At 62.8% G+C, this 19,360-nt stretch carries 21 protein-coding genes; 14 read left to right on the top strand and 7 right to left on the bottom strand.

The window, feature by feature from the left end:
- Nucleotides 1-48 precede the first annotated feature (48 nt).
- Nucleotides 49-1,302 (top strand): penicillin-binding protein activator, encoded by a 1,254-nt coding sequence (locus GSQ88_RS28525; protein ID WP_159011202.1) that lies wholly within the window; start codon nt 49-51, stop codon nt 1,300-1,302.
- A gap of 16 nt (nt 1,303-1,318) precedes the next feature.
- On the opposite strand, the gene hemW is transcribed toward GSQ88_RS28525, so the two are convergent.
- Genes hemW through rph form a run of 3 tightly spaced genes read right to left on the bottom strand, consistent with a single transcriptional unit; the run spans nt 1,319 to nt 3,839 of the window.
- A complete protein-coding gene (gene hemW, locus GSQ88_RS28530; protein ID WP_159011133.1) occupies nt 1,319-2,476 on the bottom strand; it encodes a radical SAM family heme chaperone HemW in 1,158 nt (385 codons plus the stop codon).
- On the bottom strand, nt 2,463-3,098 hold the full coding sequence (gene rdgB / locus GSQ88_RS28535; RefSeq protein WP_159011134.1) for an RdgB/HAM1 family non-canonical purine NTP pyrophosphatase: 636 nt from the start codon (nt 3,096-3,098) through the stop codon (nt 2,463-2,465). The genes hemW and rdgB overlap by 14 nt, the downstream gene beginning before the upstream one ends.
- 24 nt (nt 3,099-3,122) lie before the next feature.
- Nucleotides 3,123-3,839, bottom strand: coding sequence for a ribonuclease PH (rph, locus tag GSQ88_RS28540; RefSeq protein ID WP_159011135.1), 717 nt, complete (start codon nt 3,837-3,839; stop codon nt 3,123-3,125).
- Nucleotides 3,840-4,013: 174 nt separating this feature from the next.
- On the opposite strand from rph, the gene hrcA reads away from it, so the two are divergent.
- Both hrcA and grpE read left to right on the top strand, forming a co-directional pair.
- On the top strand, nt 4,014-5,102 hold the full coding sequence (gene hrcA / locus GSQ88_RS28545; RefSeq protein ID WP_159011136.1) for a heat-inducible transcriptional repressor HrcA: 1,089 nt from the start codon (nt 4,014-4,016) through the stop codon (nt 5,100-5,102).
- A 107-nt stretch (nt 5,103-5,209) separates the two neighbouring features.
- On the top strand, nt 5,210-5,803 hold the full coding sequence (grpE, locus tag GSQ88_RS28550; protein WP_159011137.1) for a nucleotide exchange factor GrpE: 594 nt from the start codon (nt 5,210-5,212) through the stop codon (nt 5,801-5,803).
- A gap of 83 nt (nt 5,804-5,886) precedes the next feature.
- Here grpE and pncA read toward each other — a convergent pair whose 3' ends face one another.
- Both pncA and GSQ88_RS28560 read right to left on the bottom strand, forming a co-directional pair.
- Nucleotides 5,887-6,603 carry a bifunctional nicotinamidase/pyrazinamidase gene (gene pncA / locus GSQ88_RS28555; protein ID WP_159011138.1) on the bottom strand — a complete coding sequence of 239 codons (717 nt, stop codon included), beginning with the start codon at nt 6,601-6,603 and terminating at the stop codon, nt 5,887-5,889.
- 163 nt (nt 6,604-6,766) lie between these two features.
- Complete coding sequence (locus tag GSQ88_RS28560) at nt 6,767-7,702, bottom strand: hypothetical protein (RefSeq protein WP_159011139.1); 936 nt, start codon at nt 7,700-7,702, stop codon at nt 6,767-6,769.
- 498 nt (nt 7,703-8,200) lie between these two features.
- On the opposite strand from GSQ88_RS28560, the gene dnaK reads away from it, so the two are divergent.
- The 10 genes from dnaK to GSQ88_RS28610 all read left to right on the top strand — a co-directional run bounded on the left by dnaK (nt 8,201) and on the right by GSQ88_RS28610 (nt 16,890).
- Nucleotides 8,201-10,102 carry a molecular chaperone DnaK gene (dnaK, locus tag GSQ88_RS28565; RefSeq protein ID WP_159011140.1) on the top strand — a complete coding sequence of 634 codons (1,902 nt, stop codon included), beginning with the start codon at nt 8,201-8,203 and terminating at the stop codon, nt 10,100-10,102.
- A gap of 133 nt (nt 10,103-10,235) precedes the next feature.
- On the top strand, nt 10,236-11,363 hold the full coding sequence (dnaJ, locus tag GSQ88_RS28570) for a molecular chaperone DnaJ (RefSeq protein WP_159011141.1): 1,128 nt from the start codon (nt 10,236-10,238) through the stop codon (nt 11,361-11,363).
- Nucleotides 11,364-11,562: 199 nt separating this feature from the next.
- Nucleotides 11,563-12,165 (top strand): class I SAM-dependent methyltransferase, encoded by a 603-nt coding sequence (locus GSQ88_RS28575; RefSeq protein WP_159011142.1) that lies wholly within the window; start codon nt 11,563-11,565, stop codon nt 12,163-12,165.
- A 48-nt stretch (nt 12,166-12,213) separates the two neighbouring features.
- Complete coding sequence (locus GSQ88_RS28580) at nt 12,214-12,792, top strand: NADPH-dependent FMN reductase (RefSeq protein ID WP_159011143.1); 579 nt, start codon at nt 12,214-12,216, stop codon at nt 12,790-12,792.
- A gap of 6 nt (nt 12,793-12,798) precedes the next feature.
- Nucleotides 12,799-13,551 (top strand): orotidine-5'-phosphate decarboxylase, encoded by a 753-nt coding sequence (gene pyrF / locus GSQ88_RS28585; protein WP_159011144.1) that lies wholly within the window; start codon nt 12,799-12,801, stop codon nt 13,549-13,551.
- Nucleotides 13,552-13,608: 57 nt separating this feature from the next.
- Nucleotides 13,609-13,911 (top strand): DUF1330 domain-containing protein, encoded by a 303-nt coding sequence (locus GSQ88_RS28590; protein WP_159011145.1) that lies wholly within the window; start codon nt 13,609-13,611, stop codon nt 13,909-13,911.
- A 115-nt stretch (nt 13,912-14,026) separates the two neighbouring features.
- Nucleotides 14,027-14,842, top strand: coding sequence for a 4-hydroxy-tetrahydrodipicolinate reductase (dapB, locus tag GSQ88_RS28595; protein ID WP_159011146.1), 816 nt, complete (start codon nt 14,027-14,029; stop codon nt 14,840-14,842).
- A 16-nt stretch (nt 14,843-14,858) separates the two neighbouring features.
- Complete coding sequence (locus GSQ88_RS28600; RefSeq protein WP_159011147.1) at nt 14,859-15,482, top strand: 2,3-bisphosphoglycerate-dependent phosphoglycerate mutase; 624 nt, start codon at nt 14,859-14,861, stop codon at nt 15,480-15,482.
- Between the two features lie 4 nt (nt 15,483-15,486).
- Nucleotides 15,487-15,933, top strand: coding sequence for a hypothetical protein (locus GSQ88_RS28605; RefSeq protein WP_159011148.1), 447 nt, complete (start codon nt 15,487-15,489; stop codon nt 15,931-15,933).
- A 138-nt stretch (nt 15,934-16,071) separates the two neighbouring features.
- Nucleotides 16,072-16,890: a hypothetical protein gene (locus GSQ88_RS28610; RefSeq protein WP_210253913.1), complete on the top strand. Its 819-nt coding sequence runs from the start codon at nt 16,072-16,074 to the stop codon at nt 16,888-16,890.
- Nucleotides 16,891-16,902: 12 nt separating this feature from the next.
- Here GSQ88_RS28610 and GSQ88_RS28615 read toward each other — a convergent pair whose 3' ends face one another.
- Together GSQ88_RS28615 and GSQ88_RS28620 are read right to left on the bottom strand one after the other, a co-directional pair.
- Complete coding sequence (locus tag GSQ88_RS28615) at nt 16,903-17,799, bottom strand: methylated-DNA--[protein]-cysteine S-methyltransferase (protein WP_159011150.1); 897 nt, start codon at nt 17,797-17,799, stop codon at nt 16,903-16,905.
- Between the two features lie 58 nt (nt 17,800-17,857).
- Entirely contained in the window at nt 17,858-18,376 is a 519-nt protein-coding gene (locus GSQ88_RS28620; protein ID WP_159011151.1) for a DUF2244 domain-containing protein, read from the bottom strand.
- Between the two features lie 22 nt (nt 18,377-18,398).
- On the opposite strand from GSQ88_RS28620, the gene nth reads away from it, so the two are divergent.
- Nucleotides 18,399-19,172: an endonuclease III gene (gene nth / locus GSQ88_RS28625; RefSeq protein ID WP_159011152.1), complete on the top strand. Its 774-nt coding sequence runs from the start codon at nt 18,399-18,401 to the stop codon at nt 19,170-19,172.
- Nucleotides 19,173-19,360: the final 188 nt, after the last annotated feature.

Below are 19,360 nucleotides of genomic sequence, written 5' to 3' on the forward strand. Positions count from 1 at the left end.
ACAGGGTGACGTTCTGGCCGGTTTCGGTCGGTCAAGAGAAGAGAAGTGATGGTGGGTCCGCTCAATACCAAGCCTCCGGCCGGGGAAGTCCGGTCGTCGGGGGCTCAGCCTGCCGGGGCAACCCGGCGGTCGGCGGTCGGTTTGATCCTCGGCGCGCCCTTGCTGGGGGCCTGCGCCGGCGTGCAGCAGAGCCTTAGCCAGTTTTCCAGCCCGTTCAGTTCGTCGCAGCCCGGCCCGGCGCCGGGTCCCGCCGGACCGCCGCAGCAGTCGGAGGCGGTCGGGAACGGACAGGTCAAGGTCGGACTGCTGCTGCCGCTATCGGCGTCCGGCAATGCCGCGGTCGCGGCGCAATCGATGAAGAATGCCGCGGAAATGGCGCTGGCGGAGTTCCAGAATCCCAACATCCAGCTCCTGATCAAGGACGACGGCGGCAACGCGCAGGGCGCGCAGCAGGGCACCCAACAGGCGCTCGCCGAAGGCGCCGAGATCATCCTGGGCCCGCTCTTTGCGCTCTCGGTGCCGGCGACGGCGCAATTGGCGCGCACCCGCAACGTTCCGGTGATCGCGTTCTCGACCGATTCGAGCATCGCCGGCCGCGGCGTCTATCTCCTGAGCTTCCTGCCGGAAACCGACGTCAACCGGATCGTCGAATATTCAGCCGGCATCGGCAAGCGATCCTTTGCCGCGCTGTTGCCCGAAAACGCCTATGGCAATGTGGTGGAAGCCGCCTTCAAGCAGGCCGTCGGCCGCAAGGGCGGGCGCATCGTGGCGTTTGAAAAATACGGCGCCGATCGCGCCGGCCCGGCGCGCACCGTCGCTCAGGCGCTGGGGTCGGCCGACGCGCTGTTCATCGCCGATGACGGCGATTCGGTGGTGGCGACGGCCGACGCGCTGACCGCGGCGGGCGCCAATTTGCGAAACATCCAGTTGCTCGGCACTGGCCTGTGGGACAATCCGCGGGTGTTTGCCAGCCCGGCCTTGCAAGGCGGCCTTTATGCCGCGCCGGATCCGGCCGGCTTCCGCAGTTTTTCGGCGCGCTATCGCGCCAAATACGGCTCCGATCCGGTTCGCACCGCGACCCTGGCCTATGACGCGGTGGCGCTGGTCGCCGCTCTGGCGCGAACCCAGGGGCAGCAGCGTTTTTCGCCTGACGTCCTGACCAATCCATCCGGCTTTGCCGGCATCGATGGCCTGTTCCGGTTTCGCGCCGACGGCACCAACGAACGCGGCCTCGCGGTCATGCGCGTGGGGTCAGGCGGCGGCGTGCCGGTCGCGGGATCGCCGAAGAGTTTTGGGGCTTAATGGTTCTGGGGCGTAATTACGCCGCCAGATCCGCCACCACGGCATCCAGTACCGGGAAACCGGCCTGGGTTACCCGCAACCGTCCGTCGTCATCGACCATGATGGCGCCTTCCTCGCGCAAGAGCGCGATGCGCTTGGGATCGAGCATCCGGCCCGACAGCGCCGTATAGCGTTTGGGATCGATGCCTTCGGCGAGCCGCAGCCCCATCAGCAAAAACTCGTCGGCGCGCTCTTCGCTGTTGAGCAGATCGTCGGTGACGACGCCATGGCCGTTGGCCTCGACGCGCATCAGCCAGGCCTCGGGCCGCTTTTCGGTGGCGATCGCATGCCTTGCGCCATCGATGTCGAGCCGGCCATGCGCGCCGGGTCCGACGCCGGCATATTCCTCGCCGCGCCAATAGATCAGATTATGCCGGCATTCGGCGCCTGGCCGGGCGTGATTGGAAATCTCGTAGGACGGCAGGCCCTGCGCGGCGCAGACTTCCTGCGTCACATCATACAGCGCCCGCGCGACGGCCTCATCGGGCGTTTTCAACTTGCCCGCTTGATGCAGGCCGAAGAACGGCGTGCCCTCTTCGATGGTGAGCTGATAGAGCGACAGATGCTCGGCGGCTTCCGATATCGCGAGCTTCAATTCATCGGCCCACATCGCCGGCGTCTGATCGGGGCGGGCGTAAATCAGATCGAACGAGTACCGATCGAACGCAGCGCGCGCGATCGCGACCGCATCGAGCGCTTCCCGCGCGGTATGCAGCCGTCCCAGCGCCTTCAGCGAGGCATCGTCCAGCGCCTGCACGCCGAGCGAGACCCGGTTGACGCCGGCCGTGCGATAGCCGCGAAAGCGCGTCGCCTCGACGCTGGTGGGGTTGGCCTCGAGGGTTACTTCGGCATCAGCAGCCACGCGCCAATGCTTGCCGATCGCATCCAGGATCGCGCCGACGGTTTGCGGCTGCATCAGCGAGGGCGTGCCGCCACCGAGGAAAATCGAAGATACCTCGCGGCCCGGCGCGCGCGCCGCCGTGGTTTCGATCTCGCGCGCGAAGGCGCGGACAAAACGCTCCTCATCGACAGGGGCATGACGGACATGGCTGTTGAAATCGCAATACGGACATTTCGACAGGCAAAACGGCCAGTGCACGTAAACGCCGAAAGCCTTTTGCTCAGCGCGGCTCAAGGCAAATCTCCGCCAGTTTGACGAAGGCACGGGCGCGGTGCGACAGCCCGAGGCCGAGCGGCGGCAGGCCATGCTTTTCGATGCTGGTCATTTCGCCGAAGGTCCGCGTATGCCCGTCGGGCAGGAACGCCGGATCGTAGCCGAAGCCGGCGCTGCCGCGCGGCGGCCACACCAGCGTGCCGTCGGCGCGCGCTTCGACCTCTTCGACATGATCGTCAGGCCAGGCCACGCACAGCGCGGAAACGAAATGCGCTTTGCGCTGGTCGGGCGCGGTGGCGCCGCGCTCCTGCAACAGCCGTTCGATACGCGCCATCGCGGCGCCAAAATCCTTGGAGGGACCAGCCCAGCGCGCGGAGTAAATTCCGGGCGCGCCGTCCAGCGCGTCGACCACGAGACCGGAATCATCGGCGAAGGCTGGGAGCTTCGCTGCCTGCGCCGCCGCGACCGCCTTGATCCGGGCATTGGCTTGAAAGGTCTTGCCGGTCTCGTCCGGTTCGCCCAAGCCAAGTTCGCCGGCCGACACCGCCTCGATGCCATAGGGCGCCAGCAGCTCGCGCATCTCGGCGAGCTTGCCGGGATTATGGGTCGCGATCACGATCTGGCCAGTGATTCGGCGGTGCATGTGCCCGTTATAGCGCTTTCGAAATCACGCCACGGCCATTTTTTGCAAATCCACCAGCCGCGCCACGCCTTTGCGCGCCAGCGCCATCAGCGCCAGGAACTCATCCTGCGAAAACGGGGTCTTTTCCGCGGTGCCCTGGACCTCGATGATCCGGCCATCCCCGGTCATGACGAAATTGGCGTCGGTGTCGGCCTCGGAATCCTCGGCGTAATCGAGATCGAGCACCGGCGTACCGCCATAGATGCCGCAGGAGATCGCCGCCACATTGTCGCGCAGCACGTTGTTACCCTTGAGCATGTTGCGGGTCTTCATCCAGCCGATGCAGTCGGCCAAGGCGACCCAGGCGCCGGTGATCGAGGCCGTTCGGGTGCCGCCATCGGCCTGAATCACGTCGCAATCGACCGTGATCTGGCGCTCGCCGAGGGCCACCAGATCAACGGTGGCGCGCAGCGAGCGGCCGATCAGGCGCTGGATTTCGACGGTGCGGCCATTTTGCTTGCCGGCGGAGGCCTCGCGGCGGGTACGCTCCAAGGTCGCCCGCGGCAGCATGCCATATTCCGCCGTGACCCAGCCCCGGCCCTGGCCCTTGAGCCAGGGCGGCAGCCGCTCTTCCAGCGTGGCCGTCACCAGGACGTGGGTATCGCCGAATTTGACCATGCAGGAGCCTTCGGCGTACTTCACGACCCCGCGTTCGAGCGACACGGCGCGCAGTTCATCTGGCGCACGGCGGCTTGGCCGCATGGGAAATCCTCCAGCAGTTACGAAAATTCGCGAAAAACCAGCGTTCGCGGTGCTTGTAAGAGGGGGAGGCGGCAGCGGCAAGGGGCATTAGCCGTCAAGCGGCATAGACTGCAATGTCCGCTTGTAAGGGAGGCCGGAGAGCGACAGATTAGGGAGCAGTTGAGGGAGTAGCCAGTGGCCCACCACGATCCGATTGGCCTGATCGCGCCAAATGCCGGCCTCGCCCAGCTCAACGAGCGCTCGCGGGATATTTTTCGTCAAATCGTCGAGAGTTATCTCGCTACCGGCGAACCGGTCGGCTCACGCAATCTTTCGCGCCTGATCGCGGTACCGCTGTCGCCGGCCTCGGTGCGCAATGTGATGTCGGATCTCGAGCAGCTTGGCCTAGTCTACGCCCCGCATACCTCGGCCGGCCGGATGCCGACCGAACTGGGCCTGCGTTTCTTCGTCGACGCCCTGATGCAGGTCGGCGACCTGACCGAACCGGAGCGGCAATCGATCCAGACCCAGCTCGCGTCGGTCGGCCGGGCACAATCCGTCGAGGCGGCGCTCGGCGAAGCCTTAACCCGGCTGTCCGGCCTGACCCGCGCGGCGGCGGTGGTGCTGACCGCCAAATCCAATTCGCGGCTGAAACACATCGAGTTCGTACGGCTGGAGCCGGAAAAGGCGCTGGTGGTGCTGGTCAGCGAGGACGGCCAGGTCGAAAACAGCGTATTGACGCTGCCGCCTGGCGTTCCCTCCTCGGCGCTGACGGAGGCGACCAATTTTCTCAATGCGCGGATCCGGGGACGGACGCTGGCGGAAGCGCGCCTCGAGCTCGAAACCGCGCTGACGCAAGACCGCGCCGAACTCGATCAATTGACCCAGAAGGTGATCGCCGCCGGGCTCGCGAGCTGGTCCGGTGGCGCGCACGAAGACCGGCAATTGATCGTGCGCGGTCACGCCAATCTCCTGGAAGACCTGCACGCGCTGGAGGATCTGGAGCGGGTCAGGCGGCTGTTCGACGATCTCGAGACCAAACGCGGCGTGATCGATCTGTTGGGCCGCGCCGAACGCGCCGAAGGCGTGCGGATTTTCATCGGTTCGGAAAACAAGCTGTTTTCGCTGTCGGGTTCCTCCACCATCATCGCGCCCTACAGCGATGGCGCCGGCCATATCGTGGGCGTCCTCGGCGTGATCGGGCCGACGCGGCTGAACTATGCCAGGGTGATCCCGACCGTGGATTACGCCGCGCGGATCGTCAGCCGGATGCTGGGTGGCTGAAGCTCCCGCGGGTCAGGTTGCGCTTGATTTTCGGCGCCTAAAGCACGATATCCCGGCCTGCAGCTGCACAATTTGGCCCAGACGCGATTTTTTCGAGAAGGCAATCCATGACCGATCCCAACCGGCAGAACGACGATCCGGCTGATACCGCCGAGCCCGTGGTTTCGAAGCCTTACATCATGCCCGACGACCCCGAGGAAGGGTCGGTGGAGGCCTTGACCAAGGAAGTCGCCGAAGCGCGCGACAAGATGCTGCGGACGCTGGCGGAGATGGAAAACCTGCGCAAGCGGACCAGCAAGGAAGTGGCCGATACGCGAACCTACGGTATCACCGGCTTCGCGCGCGACGTGCTCGACATCGCCGACAATTTGCAGCGCGCGCTGGACGCGGTTCCGGCCGAGGCCAAGGCTAACGCCGATCCCGGCCTGAAGGCGCTGATCGAAGGCGTCGAGCTGACCGAGCGGTCGCTGCTCAACACGCTGGAGAAAAACGGCGTCAAGAAGTTCGATCCGTCGGGCGAGAAGTTCGACCCGAACTTCCAGCAGGCGATGTATGAGGTCCCCGACGCGTCGGTGCCCTCGGGTACCGTGGTGCAGGTCGTGCAGGCCGGCTACACGATCGGCGAGCGCGTGCTGCGGCCGGCGCTGGTTGCGGTCTCCAAGGGCGGCGCCAAGGTAGTGCCGGCCTCCGAAGCGAACTAAAGCGGCGGGCTGCTTATCGCCCACCTCCCCGCTGGGAGGAGGTGGGCCGTTAGCTCAACGCAATCTTAATTCACGCGCTAAATTTAAACCGCGATATCCGCGGACTGGATGCGCTTGACGCCGGCTTGGGCCATGTCGGCCCAGGCCTTGGCGAGCGAACCCTGGGTGTCGATACCGCGGCAGGCGTCCTCGACCACATAGGTTTCGAACCCGGCCTTGCGCGCATCGAGCGCGGTCCACGCCACGCAGAAATCGGTGGCGAGCCCGGCCACGAACAGCCGCTTCAACTTGCGTGCTTTCAGATAGGCTTCAAGCCCTGTCGTGGTCTTGCCGTCGGCCTCGGTGAAGGCCGAATAGCTATCGACGTCCTTGTGAAATCCCTTGCGGATCACGAGTTCGGCCTGCGGGATCGAGATATCCTTCGACAAGAGGGCGCCGTCGGTGCCCTGAACGCAGTGATCGGGCCACAGCACCTGCTTGCCGTAGGGCAGATCGATAATTTCGAACGGCTTCTTGCCGGGGTGGGCGGAGGCGAACGAGACATGGCCCTCGGTGTGCCAGTCCTGCGTCATCACCACATTGGTAAAACCCTTGGCGATCCGGTTGATGACCGGGACGACCTGATCGCCCTCCTTTACGGCAAGACTGCCGCCGGGCAGGAAACAGTTCTGCACATCGATCACCAGAAGCGCCGATGCGTCGTCAGGCTTGATCGACATCGCTGCCCAGACCTTGCTTGAAATGATGCCCGCAACAGCCGTCGTCGCGAGACCGGTGAGAATCTGCCTTCGATCCAACATGGTGTGTTCCCCTGCCAAGATCGCGCGAGCAAATCAAATCGCCGCGGGGGCGTAAAGCGGATTTAGGCTCCGACGGCGGATCGAATGTTAGGCGTCGTTGCCGGATTCCTCGGCAGATCGGCAGCCGGTCAAATCGAAAACCGGGTCGGAAACATCTCGGAAATCAGCGCTGCGCAATTCCGTCGCGCACCGTACGAAAACGCGGGAACGCCTTTTCCCATTGGTCGCGCGGCGCGCTTCCAATGATACGCATCACGGTCGGGGTACCGAACCGCAGCCATTGCACCACGGTGACGGGGGTATTGTCCTTGCCGCTGGTCGCATTGATGCGCGTTTCATATCCCGGCATGCCGTCGATCCGGAGCGGTTCGGACATCGTGATCCGGGCTCCGCGTACCCCGGGGATCGCGATCGCGGTTTCCTGGGCGAACCGGTCGCGATCTTCCGGCTGCGCCGGTGCGGTGCTGATCAGGCCGATCACCATGAAGGGGGCGGGCTCAAACCCGGCCGTTTCATCGTTGTCGGCGAGAATGACGGCAGCACCGGCCGCCAGCGTGCGGACATTCTTGAAATCACCGAGATTGGTGACATTGAACGGCATCCGCGCAAGCTGCTCCTCGACCGGAACCTCCTTGCGGGTGATCGCCGATGCGAACATCTTGCGCACCGCTTCGTCGGTGTAGATCTTGCTGGCGTTCTCGGGAATCTGCACCGCGATATAGCCGGAGAATGTGCCGCCCGGCAGGATCATCGAATAGCGCCGGACGCTGGTCGCGCCGTTCATCGCGTTTTCCACGGTGTAATAGGCGGTGCCGGCCGCGGTCTCGATGCTCTCGGGCTTGATGCCGGGAGTACCAGGCGGCGTGGCCTTGAAGGCATTCATGACTTCGCCATAGGCGGCGACGGGAAGTTCGGCCACCAGCACCTTGACGCTGTGGTCTTCGGATTCGAAGCCGACAAAGGTCTTGCCGGGCACCAGGCCCACCAGCGGCGTCATCCCAACCCGGACTCCCGGCGGGAAGATCGCGTCCTCGGCAAAAGCGGGGCAGATGATGGCCACCAGCAAGGCGGCCGCGGACAATAATCGAATGAGCTTCATGAAAAATCTACTGGGTTGGCATTGAGGCCGTTCAATGGTCGAGGTTCAGGCGGGTCGTCACATTCCCGGCTGGTCTAGGTTTAGCTGCTTTGTCGTCGCGGCAACAGGCCAGGACGACGGGCAAGATGCCACGCAGACGCAAGACAAGTTCGGGTCTGGCACCGGATCTCGCACATTGCGTATTGTTAACCAGCCGGATGCCACAAGTACTGCATGGACCCGCTCCGCCTGCGGGCTAAGGTCCGCGCAAGGCTGTGTGCAAGGGTCTATGGAAGGCTCCGCAGCGTCCGTAGCGGGGCTTGCCGGAACGGACACTATCTTTCACGGGGCGGGCTTTTAGGGGCTCAAGGTTGCGCTCAGTCCTTGCGGGGAGTGCCCCCCCTCCTATATGAGGCTCACCGTCGCAATATCGCGAGTATTTGATCGTCTGGGGGTTTGGATTGGTGCGCCGTCAGGGCCCAGCCAACCTGCCGCAAAAACACAAGGATATGAGGAACCATGGGAAAGGTCATCGGGATCGATCTCGGCACCACCAATTCGTGCGTCGCCGTAATGGATGGCAAAACAGCTAAAGTCATCGAAAACGCCGAGGGCATGCGGACGACCCCGTCGATCGTCGCTTTCAGCGATGATGGCGAGCGCCTCGTCGGCCAGCCGGCCAAGCGTCAGGCGGTGACCAATCCCGAGCGGACCTTCTTTGCGGTCAAGCGCCTCGTCGGTCGTCGCTACGATGACCCGATGGTCGAGAAGGACAAGAAGCTCGTCCCCTACAAGATCGTCAAGGGATCGAACGGCGACGCCTGGGTCGAAGCCGACGGCAAGAGCTATTCGCCCTCGCAGGTCTCCGCCTTCATCCTGCAAAAGATGAAAGAGACCGCGGAAGCCCATCTCGGCCAGAAGGTCGATCAGGCCGTCATCACGGTTCCTGCCTATTTCAACGACGCGCAACGTCAGGCCACCAAGGACGCCGGCAAGATCGCCGGCCTTGAAGTGCTGCGCATCATCAACGAGCCGACCGCGGCGGCCCTGGCTTATGGCCTCGACAAGACCAAGACCGGCACCATCGCGGTGTACGATCTCGGCGGCGGCACGTTCGACGTCTCGGTGCTCGAGATCGGCGATGGCGTGTTCGAGGTGAAGTCGACCAACGGCGACACGTTTTTGGGCGGCGAAGACTTCGACATGCGGCTGGTCAGCTATCTGGCCGACGAGTTCCAGAAGGAGCAGGGCATCAACCTGCGCAACGACAAGCTTGCCTTGCAGCGCCTGAAGGAGGCCGCCGAAAAGGCCAAGATCGAATTGTCGTCGACCACCCAGACCGAGATCAATCTGCCGTTCATCACGGCCGACCAGACCGGACCGAAGCATCTGACGATGAAGCTGACCCGCTCCAAGTTCGAGGCGCTGGTCGACGATCTCATTCAGAAGACCATCGAGCCGTGCCGCAAGGCGCTCAAGGACGCGGGCCTCACCGCCGCCGAGATCGGCGAAGTGGTGCTGGTCGGCGGCATGACCCGGATGCCGAAGGTCCAGGAAGTCGTGAAGCAGTTGTTCGGCAAGGAGCCGCACAAGGGCGTCAACCCGGATGAAGTCGTCGCCATTGGTGCGGCGATCCAGGCCGGCGTGCTGCAGGGCGACGTCAAGGACGTGCTGCTGCTCGACGTAACCCCGCTGTCGCTGGGCATCGAGACGCTGGGTGGCGTGTTCACCCGCATCATCGATCGCAACACCACGATCCCGACCAAGAAGAGCCAGGTGTTCTCGACCGCCGAGGACAACCAGAACGCGGTCACCATTCGCGTCTTCCAGGGCGAGCGTGAAATGGCCGCCGACAACAAGGTTCTCGGTCAATTCGATCTGATGGGCATTCCGCCCTCGCCGCGCGGCATGCCGCAAATCGAGGTGACCTTCGACATCGACGCCAACGGCATCGTCAATGTCTCGGCCAAGGACAAGGCGACCGGCAAGGAACAGCAGATCCGGATCCAGGCCTCCGGCGGACTGTCCGACGCCGACATCCAGAAGATGGTCAAGGACGCCGAGGCCAACGCTGCCGATGACAAGAAGCGCCGTGAGGCGGTCGACGCCAAGAACCACGCCGACAGCCTGTTGCATTCCACCGAGAAGGCGCTGGCCGAGCATGGCTCGAAGGTCGAGGACGCTGAGCGTCGCGCCATCGAAGACGCTCTCAGCGATCTGAAGGAAGCGCTGAAGGGCGACGATGCCGAGGCGATCAAGGCCAAGACCAATACGCTGGCGCAGGCTTCGATGAAGCTCGGCGAGGCGATGTACAAGCAGCAGGCCGAGAGCGATGCGGCCAAGGATGCTGCGAAGGATGACGTGGTCGACGCGGAGTTTACCGAAGTCGACGACGACAAGAACAACAAGAAATCCGCTTAATCAGGCGACGAACATGGCCCTCATCCCAAAGAGCGCGCGAACTGCGTCTCGAAGGTGTGAGGGTCATTTTTCGTTAAGCCGAAGGCGGCATCCTGCCAACAGCATGACGACGAACTTCGGGCGGAATTGACCGATGTCCACCAAGCGCTGCTATTACGAAACCCTGGAAGTCGAACGGAGCGCGGACGATTCCAAGCTGAAGTCGGCGTTCCGCAAGCTGGCGATGAAATGGCATCCGGACAAGAATCCGGGCGATGCCTCGAGCGAAGTCCGCTTCAAGGAAATCAACGAGGCCTACGAAGTCCTCAAGGACGGCGACAAGCGCGCGGCCTATGACCGGTTCGGTCATGCGGCGTTCGAGCAGGGTGGCGGCGGCCCCGGTTTCGGCGCGGGCTTCGCTTCGTCATTTTCGGATATTTTCGAGGATCTGTTCGGCATGGCCGGGCAGCGTGGCCGCAGCGGCGGCCGCGAGCGCGGCGCCGACCTGCGCTACAACATGGAAATCACGCTGGAAGAGGCCTATCTCGGCAAGACCGCCCAGATCGAGATTCCGGTGTCGGTCACCTGCGAAGCCTGTTCCGGCATCGGCGCCAAGGCCGGCACCAAGCCGAAGACCTGCTCGATGTGCGGCGGGCAGGGCCGGGTGCGCCAGGCGCAGGGCTTCTTCACGCTGGAGCGGACCTGTCCGGGCTGCCAGGGCCGCGGCCAGATGATCGAGGATGCCTGTCCGTCCTGCTCGGGCTCGGGCCGGGTCACGCGCGAGCGCAACCTGTCGGTCAACATTCCGCAAGGCGTGGAAGACGGCACGCGCATCCGCCTCGCCGGTGAGGGCGAAGCCGGCGTCCGCGGTGGTCCGCCGGGCGATCTCTACATTTTCCTGTCGCTTGCCACCCATCAATTCTTCCAGCGCGACGGTGCCGACTTGCACTGCCGGGTGCCGATCTCGATGGTGTCGGCGGCGCTGGGCGGCGAATTCGAGGTGCCGACCATCGACAAGGGCAAGACCAAGGTCAAAATCCCCGGCGGAACCCAGTCGGGCCGGCGCTTTCGCATTGCATCAAAAGGGATGCCGGTGCTGCGCTCGCGGCAGACCGGAGACATGTATGTCCAGGTCATGGTCGAAACACCGCAGAATTTGACCAAGAAACAGCAGGAATTGCTCGCCGAGTTCGAAAAATTATCGTCCGGTGCAACCCAACCCGAGGCCGCGGGTTTCTTCACCAAGGTCAAGGATTTCTTCGGCACCCGCGCCAGCACCTGAGGCGGCGGCGAGGCTGTTTGCATCCGCTGCCGGAGCTGGCCAAAAAATCAAATGATGCATGGTCTTATCGCCCGACCCCGACAGGCTTACACAGACCGTGCAACCGCCATTCGGCTTGACCGTTTCGGCGGCGACCTATACCTCTTTGTGACGATATTCTGACACAGCCGCCCAATCGCGGTCCCGCCTGGTAACGACAATGCCTTTGCAATCGTCCGTGCGTGCGTTGAAAAAGCCTCTGCGTCTCGATGACGAGGTTCGCTTTCTTCGTTCATGGATCGAGAAGCCGCTGCACATGGGCGCGGTGATGCCTTCGGGGCGCGTGCTGGCGCGCACCATGGCGCAGTATGTCGATGCTGATTCCACGGGACCGGTGGTCGAACTCGGGCCCGGCACCGGAGCGATCACCAATGCGCTGATTGAGCGTGGGATCGATCAGAAGCGTCTGGTGCTGGTCGAATATAATCCGGGCTTCTGCGCGCTGCTGCGCGACCGCTATCCGCAGGCCACCGTCGTGCAGGGCGACGCCTATACCTTGCGCGATTCGCTGTGGAACGTGCTGAGCGTTCCCGCGGCCGCCATTGTGTCGGGTTTGCCGCTGGTGACGAAACCGATGCTGACGCGGCTGAAACTGATCCGCGATGCCTTCCTGGCGTTGGCGCCGGGGGCGCCGTTCGTGCAGTTCACCTATTCGGTGGCGCCGCCGATCCCGAAATCGCTGCCCGGTGTCTCGACCCAGGCTTCCGAGCGGATCTGGATGAATCTTCCGCCGGCCCGCGTCTGGGTGTATCGCAAGGGCTGATACCGCATGGCGCTGAAGCGTCGCAGGTTCGCCTAAACGATCAAAATCATGTCCGCGCTGAAAATCCTCGTGATCCCCGGTTCGCTGCGCACCGGCTCGCTCAATGCGAGGCTCGCGGCCACGATCGCCGCCGAGCTCGCGGTGGCCGGCGCCGACGTCACGCGAATCTCGCTCGCCGATTTTCCACTGCCGATCTATGACGGTGATCTGCAGGCTAAATCCGGCGTCCCGAAGCCTGCGATCAATCTCAAGCGCATGATGTCGGCGCATCAGGGCGTGCTGATCGTGACGCCGGAACATAATTCATCGGTTCCAGCGCTGCTCAAGAACGCGATCGACTGGGTGAGCCGGGTGCACGAATTGCACGAAGCCCGCGGCCAGGTGTTCCGCGACCGGGCGTTTGCGATCGCGGCAGCCTCCGGCAATCGGCTCGGCGGAACGCGGGCTTTGGCGGCGCTGCGGCTGATTTTGTCGGCCTGCCAGGCGCCGGTCATTCCAGGCCAGCTCGCGCTGTCGTTCGCAAACGAGGCCTATGATGATATGGATCGGTTGAAACATCCCGCCGATATCGAGGCGCTGAAGGCGCTGGTGCGGCAGTTGATCGATTTTTCCCAGCGCATGATGTGAGGTGAGATGCAGCCAACCACGATCGCCTCCAAGGATCCTGTCGCTGTCGCTGTCGCTGCCGCTATCGCTCCCAGCGACCGCTTGATCGTGGCGCTGGATTTGCCTGACATGGCCGCGGCGGAAGCGATGATCGGGCGGCTCGGCGACAGCGTCACCTTCTACAAGATCGGCTATCAGCTGGCCTATGCCGGCGGCCTGTCCATGGTCGGCCGGCTCGCGGATGCCGGCAAAAAGATCTTCATCGATCTCAAGCTGCATGACATCGGCAACACGGTGGCGCGCGGGGTCGAGAGCATCGCCAAATCCGGCGCGACGTTTCTCACGGTGCATGCCTATCCGCAGACCATGAAGGCGGCGGTCGAGGCGCGCGCGGGATCGAGCCTCAAGATCCTCGCCGTCACCGTGCTGACCTCGTACGACGATGGCGACCTGCACGCGGCGGGCTATCGGCTCGGCGTTTCCGATCTGGTCGAAGCCCGCGCGCGGCAGGCGCAGGCGCTCGGCGTCGATGGTCTGGTGTGCTCGCCGGAAGAGGTGGCCTCGCTGCGCCAGATCGTCGGTCACCAGATGCATCTGGTGACACCAGGTATTCGGCCGCAGGGCTCCTCGGTCGGCGACCAGAAGCGCATCATGACACCGGCCCGCGCGATTGCCGCCGGCGCCGACTATCTGGTGGTGGGACGGCCGGTGATGGAAGCCGCCGATCCCAGGGCCGCCGCGGACGCCATTCAGGCGGAGATCGCACAAGCGCTTGGGTAACTAATAAAATTGGGTAACTAACAAAATCCTGGCTGGCTCATAAAACGGAGACGACAGATGGCAAAAGGCTACTGGATCGGACGCGTCGATGTTCACAATGACGAAGGCTACAAGCCTTACGCCGCGGCCAATGGGCCAATCTTCAAGAAATGGGGCGCGCGGTTCGTCGTGCGCGCCGGCCAGTTCACCGGCGTGGAGGGCGAAAGCCGCTCGCGCAATGTGGTGATCGAGTTTCCCGACTACGAGACCGCGATGGCCTGCTACCGCTCGCCGGAATATCAGGAAAACATCAAACGGCGGCAGCCGCATTCGATCGCCGATCTCATTGTGGTGGAAGGCTATGACGGTCCGCAGCCGTAGTATCTGACCAAACCCTTTCGTCATGGCCGGGACAGGCCCGGCCATGACGAGGGTGTGAGCCCGGTCGGTTGCCGGAACGGCTGGTCCCGGCTATAGGGCGTGAAGAGGTAAAACCATGTCCGACATGCGTTTGATCGTTGCGGGAGCCGGCGGCCGGATGGGCCGCGCGCTGACCCGCGTCATTGCGGAAACGCCCGGCGCCGTGCTGGCCGGTGCGCTGGAGGCGCCCGGTTCCGAGCTGCTGGGCAAGGATGCCGGCGTGCTGGCGGGCCTGCCAGCCAACGGCATCGAACTATCGGGCGATCTTTGGTCGCTGTCGGCCAAAGCCGACGGCATTCTGGACTTCACGGTGCCCGGCGCCACCATCGCCAATGTCGCGATCGCGGCCGAGCGTGGCCTGGTCCATGTCATCGGCACCACCGGGCTGTCCGCCTCCGACATGGCCGTGATCAAGACCGTAACATCGCGCGCGGTCGTCGTGCAGTCCGGCAATATGAGCCTCGGCGTCAATCTGCTCGCCGCTTTGGTCAAGCGCGTCGCGGCCTCGCTCGACGAGAGCTTCGACATCGAAATTCTCGAGATGCACCACAAGGCCAAGATCGACGCGCCCTCGGGCACCGCGCTGTTGCTGGGCGAGGCTGCCGCCGCCGGCCGCAAGGTCGCGCTGGATCAGCATTCGGCGCGCGGACGCGATGGCATCACCGGCCCGCGCAATTCCGGCGCCATCGGATTTGCCTCGCTGCGCGGCGGCACCGTGACCGGCGATCACAGCGTGATCTTCGCCGGCCCGATGGAGCGTATCGAACTGACGCACCGGGCCGAGGACCGCACCATGTTCGCGCAGGGCGCCGTCAAGGCCGCGCTGTGGGCGCACGGAAAAAAGCCGGGCTTCTATACCATGACCGACGTGCTCGGGCTGAGTGACTTCTAGCAACGGAAATTTTCGAATGAGCGATCGTCTTCTTGTGCTGGTGCGCCACGGCCAGAGCGAATGGAATCTGAAGAACCTGTTTACCGGCTGGAAAGATCCAGATCTCACCGAGAAGGGCGTCGCCGAGGCGAAGGAAGCCGGGCGGAAGCTGAAGGCGCAGGGGCTGTCGTTCGATATCGCCTACACCTCCGTGCTGACCCGCGCGCAGCACACGCTCGATCTGATGCTGGCCGAGATCGGCCAGAGCGGACTGCCGACCACGAAAAACCTGGCGCTCAACGAGCGCGACTACGGCGACCTCTCGGGCCTGAACAAGGACGACGCCCGCAAAAAATGGGGCGAGGAACAAGTACTGATCTGGCGGCGATCCTACGATGTGCCGCCGCCCGGTGGCGAAAGCCTGAAGGATACCTTGGCGCGCACGCTGCCTTATTACGTCCAGGAGATATTGCCCGGCGTGCTGCGCGGCGAGCGCACATTGGTCGCGGCCCATGGCAATTCATTGCGGGCGCTGATCATGGTGCTGGAGAAGCTGACGCCGGAACAAATCCTGAAGCGCGAACTGGCGACCGGCGTTCCCGTGATCTACCGGCTCAACGCCGATGCGACGGTGGCGTCGAAGCTCGATCTGGCGGGGTAGTAAGATGGCTATCGCAGCGCCGAACCTTTCGGATGAGTGGGACAAAGCAAAGCTGCGCAACTGGATGGCCAACGCGAAGCGACACAACCGCGATGACATCTATCAAGATGCTTTTCGGCAGCTGTGCCGAATTGAGGGACGGAATATCGATGATCCTCTAGAGGCAGAGTTTGCTGTCGTTATGCGTGCGCTAGAAGAAGCGCTTTCCGCGGAAAGCGGTACGACGAAGCGCCTCTCACGAACGCGTCAAAAACTTAACAGAGTGGGTGTTAGACAAACGCTTGCCGATCTTGCGATGAAATCATCGCCGTCAACTGGATTTCTTAAATTGGTCGAATTTGGTTTGGCGCGCGAGCTGTCAGCGGAGGCGTTGGTATTAAAATATGAAAATGAGTTTGAGCCAGCGGTCGTCGCTGCGGCAAGGAAGCGGTTGGCGGAGTATAAGATCTAAGAGAGTCTCCGTCCAATTTCCCTATGAAGCGTAGAGAGCGGGGAACGGCTATACTAAATGCTCGGGCTTTGCCGACTGTGTGGCGAACCTGGTGAGCTTCAGGAAAGTCACGTCATCCCATCATTTGTATATAGATGGTTGAAGGAAACTTCAGCCACAGGATTTTTGCGCTTTAGCGATTCGCCGAATAAACGTGTCCAAGATGGATACAAAGAACATTGGCTATGCTTGCCGTGCGAACAGCGGCTAAATGTCTGGGAGACCCGGTTCGCCACTGATGTTTTCCATCCACTCAGCCTGGATGGTCGTCAACGGGTAAACTACGAAGCTTGGATGATGAAATTCTGCACGTCGATTTCATGGCGTGCGCTGTTGAAGATTCAAGAGTCGGGCTTGGCGCACTTTACGCCATCGCAAAAAGTCGCGGTAAATCAGGCGCTTGATATTTGGTCAAAGGTTATGCTGGATAAGCTGCCTCATCCCGGTCGTTATGAACAACATCTGTTGCCGCTGGATACGATAGTTGAGAATTCTTCCGGCGCGTTACCAGCCAATATTAATCGTTACATTGGTCGTACCGTTGGGATGGATGCAATACGAAGTGAATCAACAGCATTTGTCTTTACTAAGATGAGCAAATTTCTCGTTCTTGGCTTCATTGATGTCTCTCACCCGCGTCAATGGGTAGGCACAAAAATTCATGTGCGAGCAGGGGCAGTGGGAATGATGAGTTATTCGGTTCCAATTCAATTGCGTGACTATCTGGCCGATAAAGCAAATAGCTACGCATCATTGGTTTCAAATATCTCCGATACCCAGCGATCTAAAATTGAGCAGGTAGTGAGAAAAGATTTGGATCGGGTAGCTCGATCTCGCACCTTTGATGCTATGCGAAATGATGTTGAATTATTTGGCCGCGCCGCATTCGACGTCCATAAACCTAAGGGAAAGCGTTAAGTCGAAGCGCTGCTACTGCAACCCCACCTGTCCGGCTTCCCAGCCCAGCATCGCCTGCTTGCGGGTGATGCCCCAGTGATAGCCGGTCAGCGCGCCGCTCTTGCCGAGGGCGCGATGGCAGGGCACCACGAACGACACCGGATTGCGCCCGACCGCGGCACCCACGGCGCGCGACGCCTTCGGGTTACTGATCGAATGCGCGATATCGGAATAGCAGACCGCGCGGCCCATCGGGATCTTCAGCAGCGTTTCCCAGACCCGGACCTCGAAATCGGTGCCGATCAGCACCACGCGCAACGGCTGGTCGGCGCTCCAAAGCTTCGTGTCGAAGATCCGTCGCGCCAGCGGCGCCGTGCCTTCGTGGTCCTCGACATAGGTGGCGTTACGCCAGCGCCGCTGCATGTCGGCGAATGAGGCCTGTTCTCCACCGGGATCGGCAAAGGCCAGCCCGGCCAGCCCGCGGCCGCTGGCGATCACGATCGCGGTGCCGAACGGGGAGGTGTGGAAGCCGTAACGCAACGTCATGCCGGCGCCGCCGTTTTTCCATTCGCCCGGCGACATCGCTTCATGGGTGACGAACAGATCGTGCAGCCGCCCCGGGCCGGAAAGTCCGGAGTCCAGCGCCGCGTCGAGCACGCTGGCGGAATCGCGCAGCAAGCCCTTGGCGTGATCGAGCGTCAGCGCTTGCATGAAGTCTTTCGGGGTCAACCCGGCCCAGCGGCGGAACAGAAGGTGCAGCTCGTCCGGCGTCACCGAGGCCGCATCCGCCATCGCTTCGATGGTCGGCTGCGCGCGCCAGTGTTCCGAAATGAAGGCGATGGCGCGCCGCACCGAATCATAGTCGCGCAACGCGGCGTCCTGGGGGCCGGGTCTGGTCAGGCGGTGGTCGTTGATTGCAAGGTTCATCATACTGCCTGATGTAGGCGTTGGCCGGCGGTCAAACCACCCGATTTCCGACAGCGTTTTGTCACAGCGGGTTATAGGTCGGGCCGCGCTTGGCGGCCTGCAAGGCAGCCAGCAAAGCTTTGGCAAAGCTTGCTTTTTCGTCCGGGCCCAGAAAACTCGCAACCGAGACGCGGCGGCCTCTGGAAACCAGATAAAGCTTCTCGATGCCGAATTCGGCGTGGGCCTTCTGATCGAGCTGCACCCACAGCGGATTGAGCACCCATTCGACCACATGGCCGCGATGGCTGACCCGCCGCACCCGTAATTCGCTTGATGTCATCGAGATGGCCTCAGTGGCGTTGCCGCGGCGGAAATTGACCTTGAACGCCCAATAGACCAGCAGGACGTCGAGGCCGAAAAAGCCGAACACCGGCCAGGCCCCCATCATCCAGAACGCCACGCCGGCGCCAAAGCTGACCGCGCTGAGAAACGCCATCAGCACCAGGAAGCCGGTGCGGTTCAGCGAGCGGTGCGGGGTCAACAGCGCCGAAAACAATTCGGGCTCTGGCGGCACCGGATCAAAATCATTGCCTGCGGTCATCGCACCTCAGTATACCCGGATCATGGCCAAAATCACCCGCAAGACTCTGCCCGAAAAGACTCCACCTAAAAAGACCCCGCCTAAAAAGGCTGCATCTAAAAAGGCTTCACCGAAAGCCAAGCCTTCCCAATCCAAGCCTGCCAAATCCAGCGCGCCAAAACCCTGGACCGCGGCCGAAGTCTACGAAGCCTTCAGCCGTTTCCGAAAGGCCAATCCGGAGCCGAAGGGCGAACTCGAGCACCTCAATCCCTACACGCTGCTGGTCGCGGTGGTGTTGTCGGCGCAGGCCACCGACGCCGGCGTCAACAGAGCGACGCGGGCGTTGTTCGCGATAGCCGACACGCCGCAGAAAATGCTGGCGCTCGGCGAGGAGACGGTGCGCGAGCACATCAAGACCATCGGGCTCTATCGCAACAAGGCCAAGAACGTGATCGCGCTCTCGGAAAAGCTGATCGCGGAATTCAACAGCGAGGTGCCACGCACCCGCGCCGAGATCGAGACGCTGCCCGGCGCCGGCCGCAAGACCGCCAATGTCGTGCTCAACATGGCGTTCGGTGAACACACCATGGCGGTCGACACCCACGTGTTTCGCGTCGGCAACCGCACCGGCATGGCGCCGGGCGCAACGCCGCTCGACGTCGAGCTCGGCCTCGAGCGCGTGATCCCGTCCGAGTTCATGCTGCACGCGCATCACTGGCTGATCCTGCACGGCCGCTACACGTGCCTGGCGCGCTCGCCGCGCTGCGGATTGTGCCTGATCCACGATCTCTGCCGCTGGCCGGAGAAGACGGCGTAGACCAGACGCAGATCCAAGCGCACAGCCGTCATCCCCCGCGCAACAACCCCACCGTCATCCTGAGGTGCGAGCTCTCCCGGCAGCGCACTTGCGCTGTCCGGTGCGAGCCTCGAAGGATGGTGTTCAGCGTCGTGCTTGCGGCCATCCTTCGAGACGCGGCCAAGCGGCCGCTCCTCAGGATGACGGTG

The sequence above is a fragment of the Bradyrhizobium sp. S69 genome (genome assembly GCF_009766005.1).
In the GTDB taxonomy this organism is placed as follows: domain Bacteria; phylum Pseudomonadota; class Alphaproteobacteria; order Rhizobiales; family Xanthobacteraceae; genus Bradyrhizobium.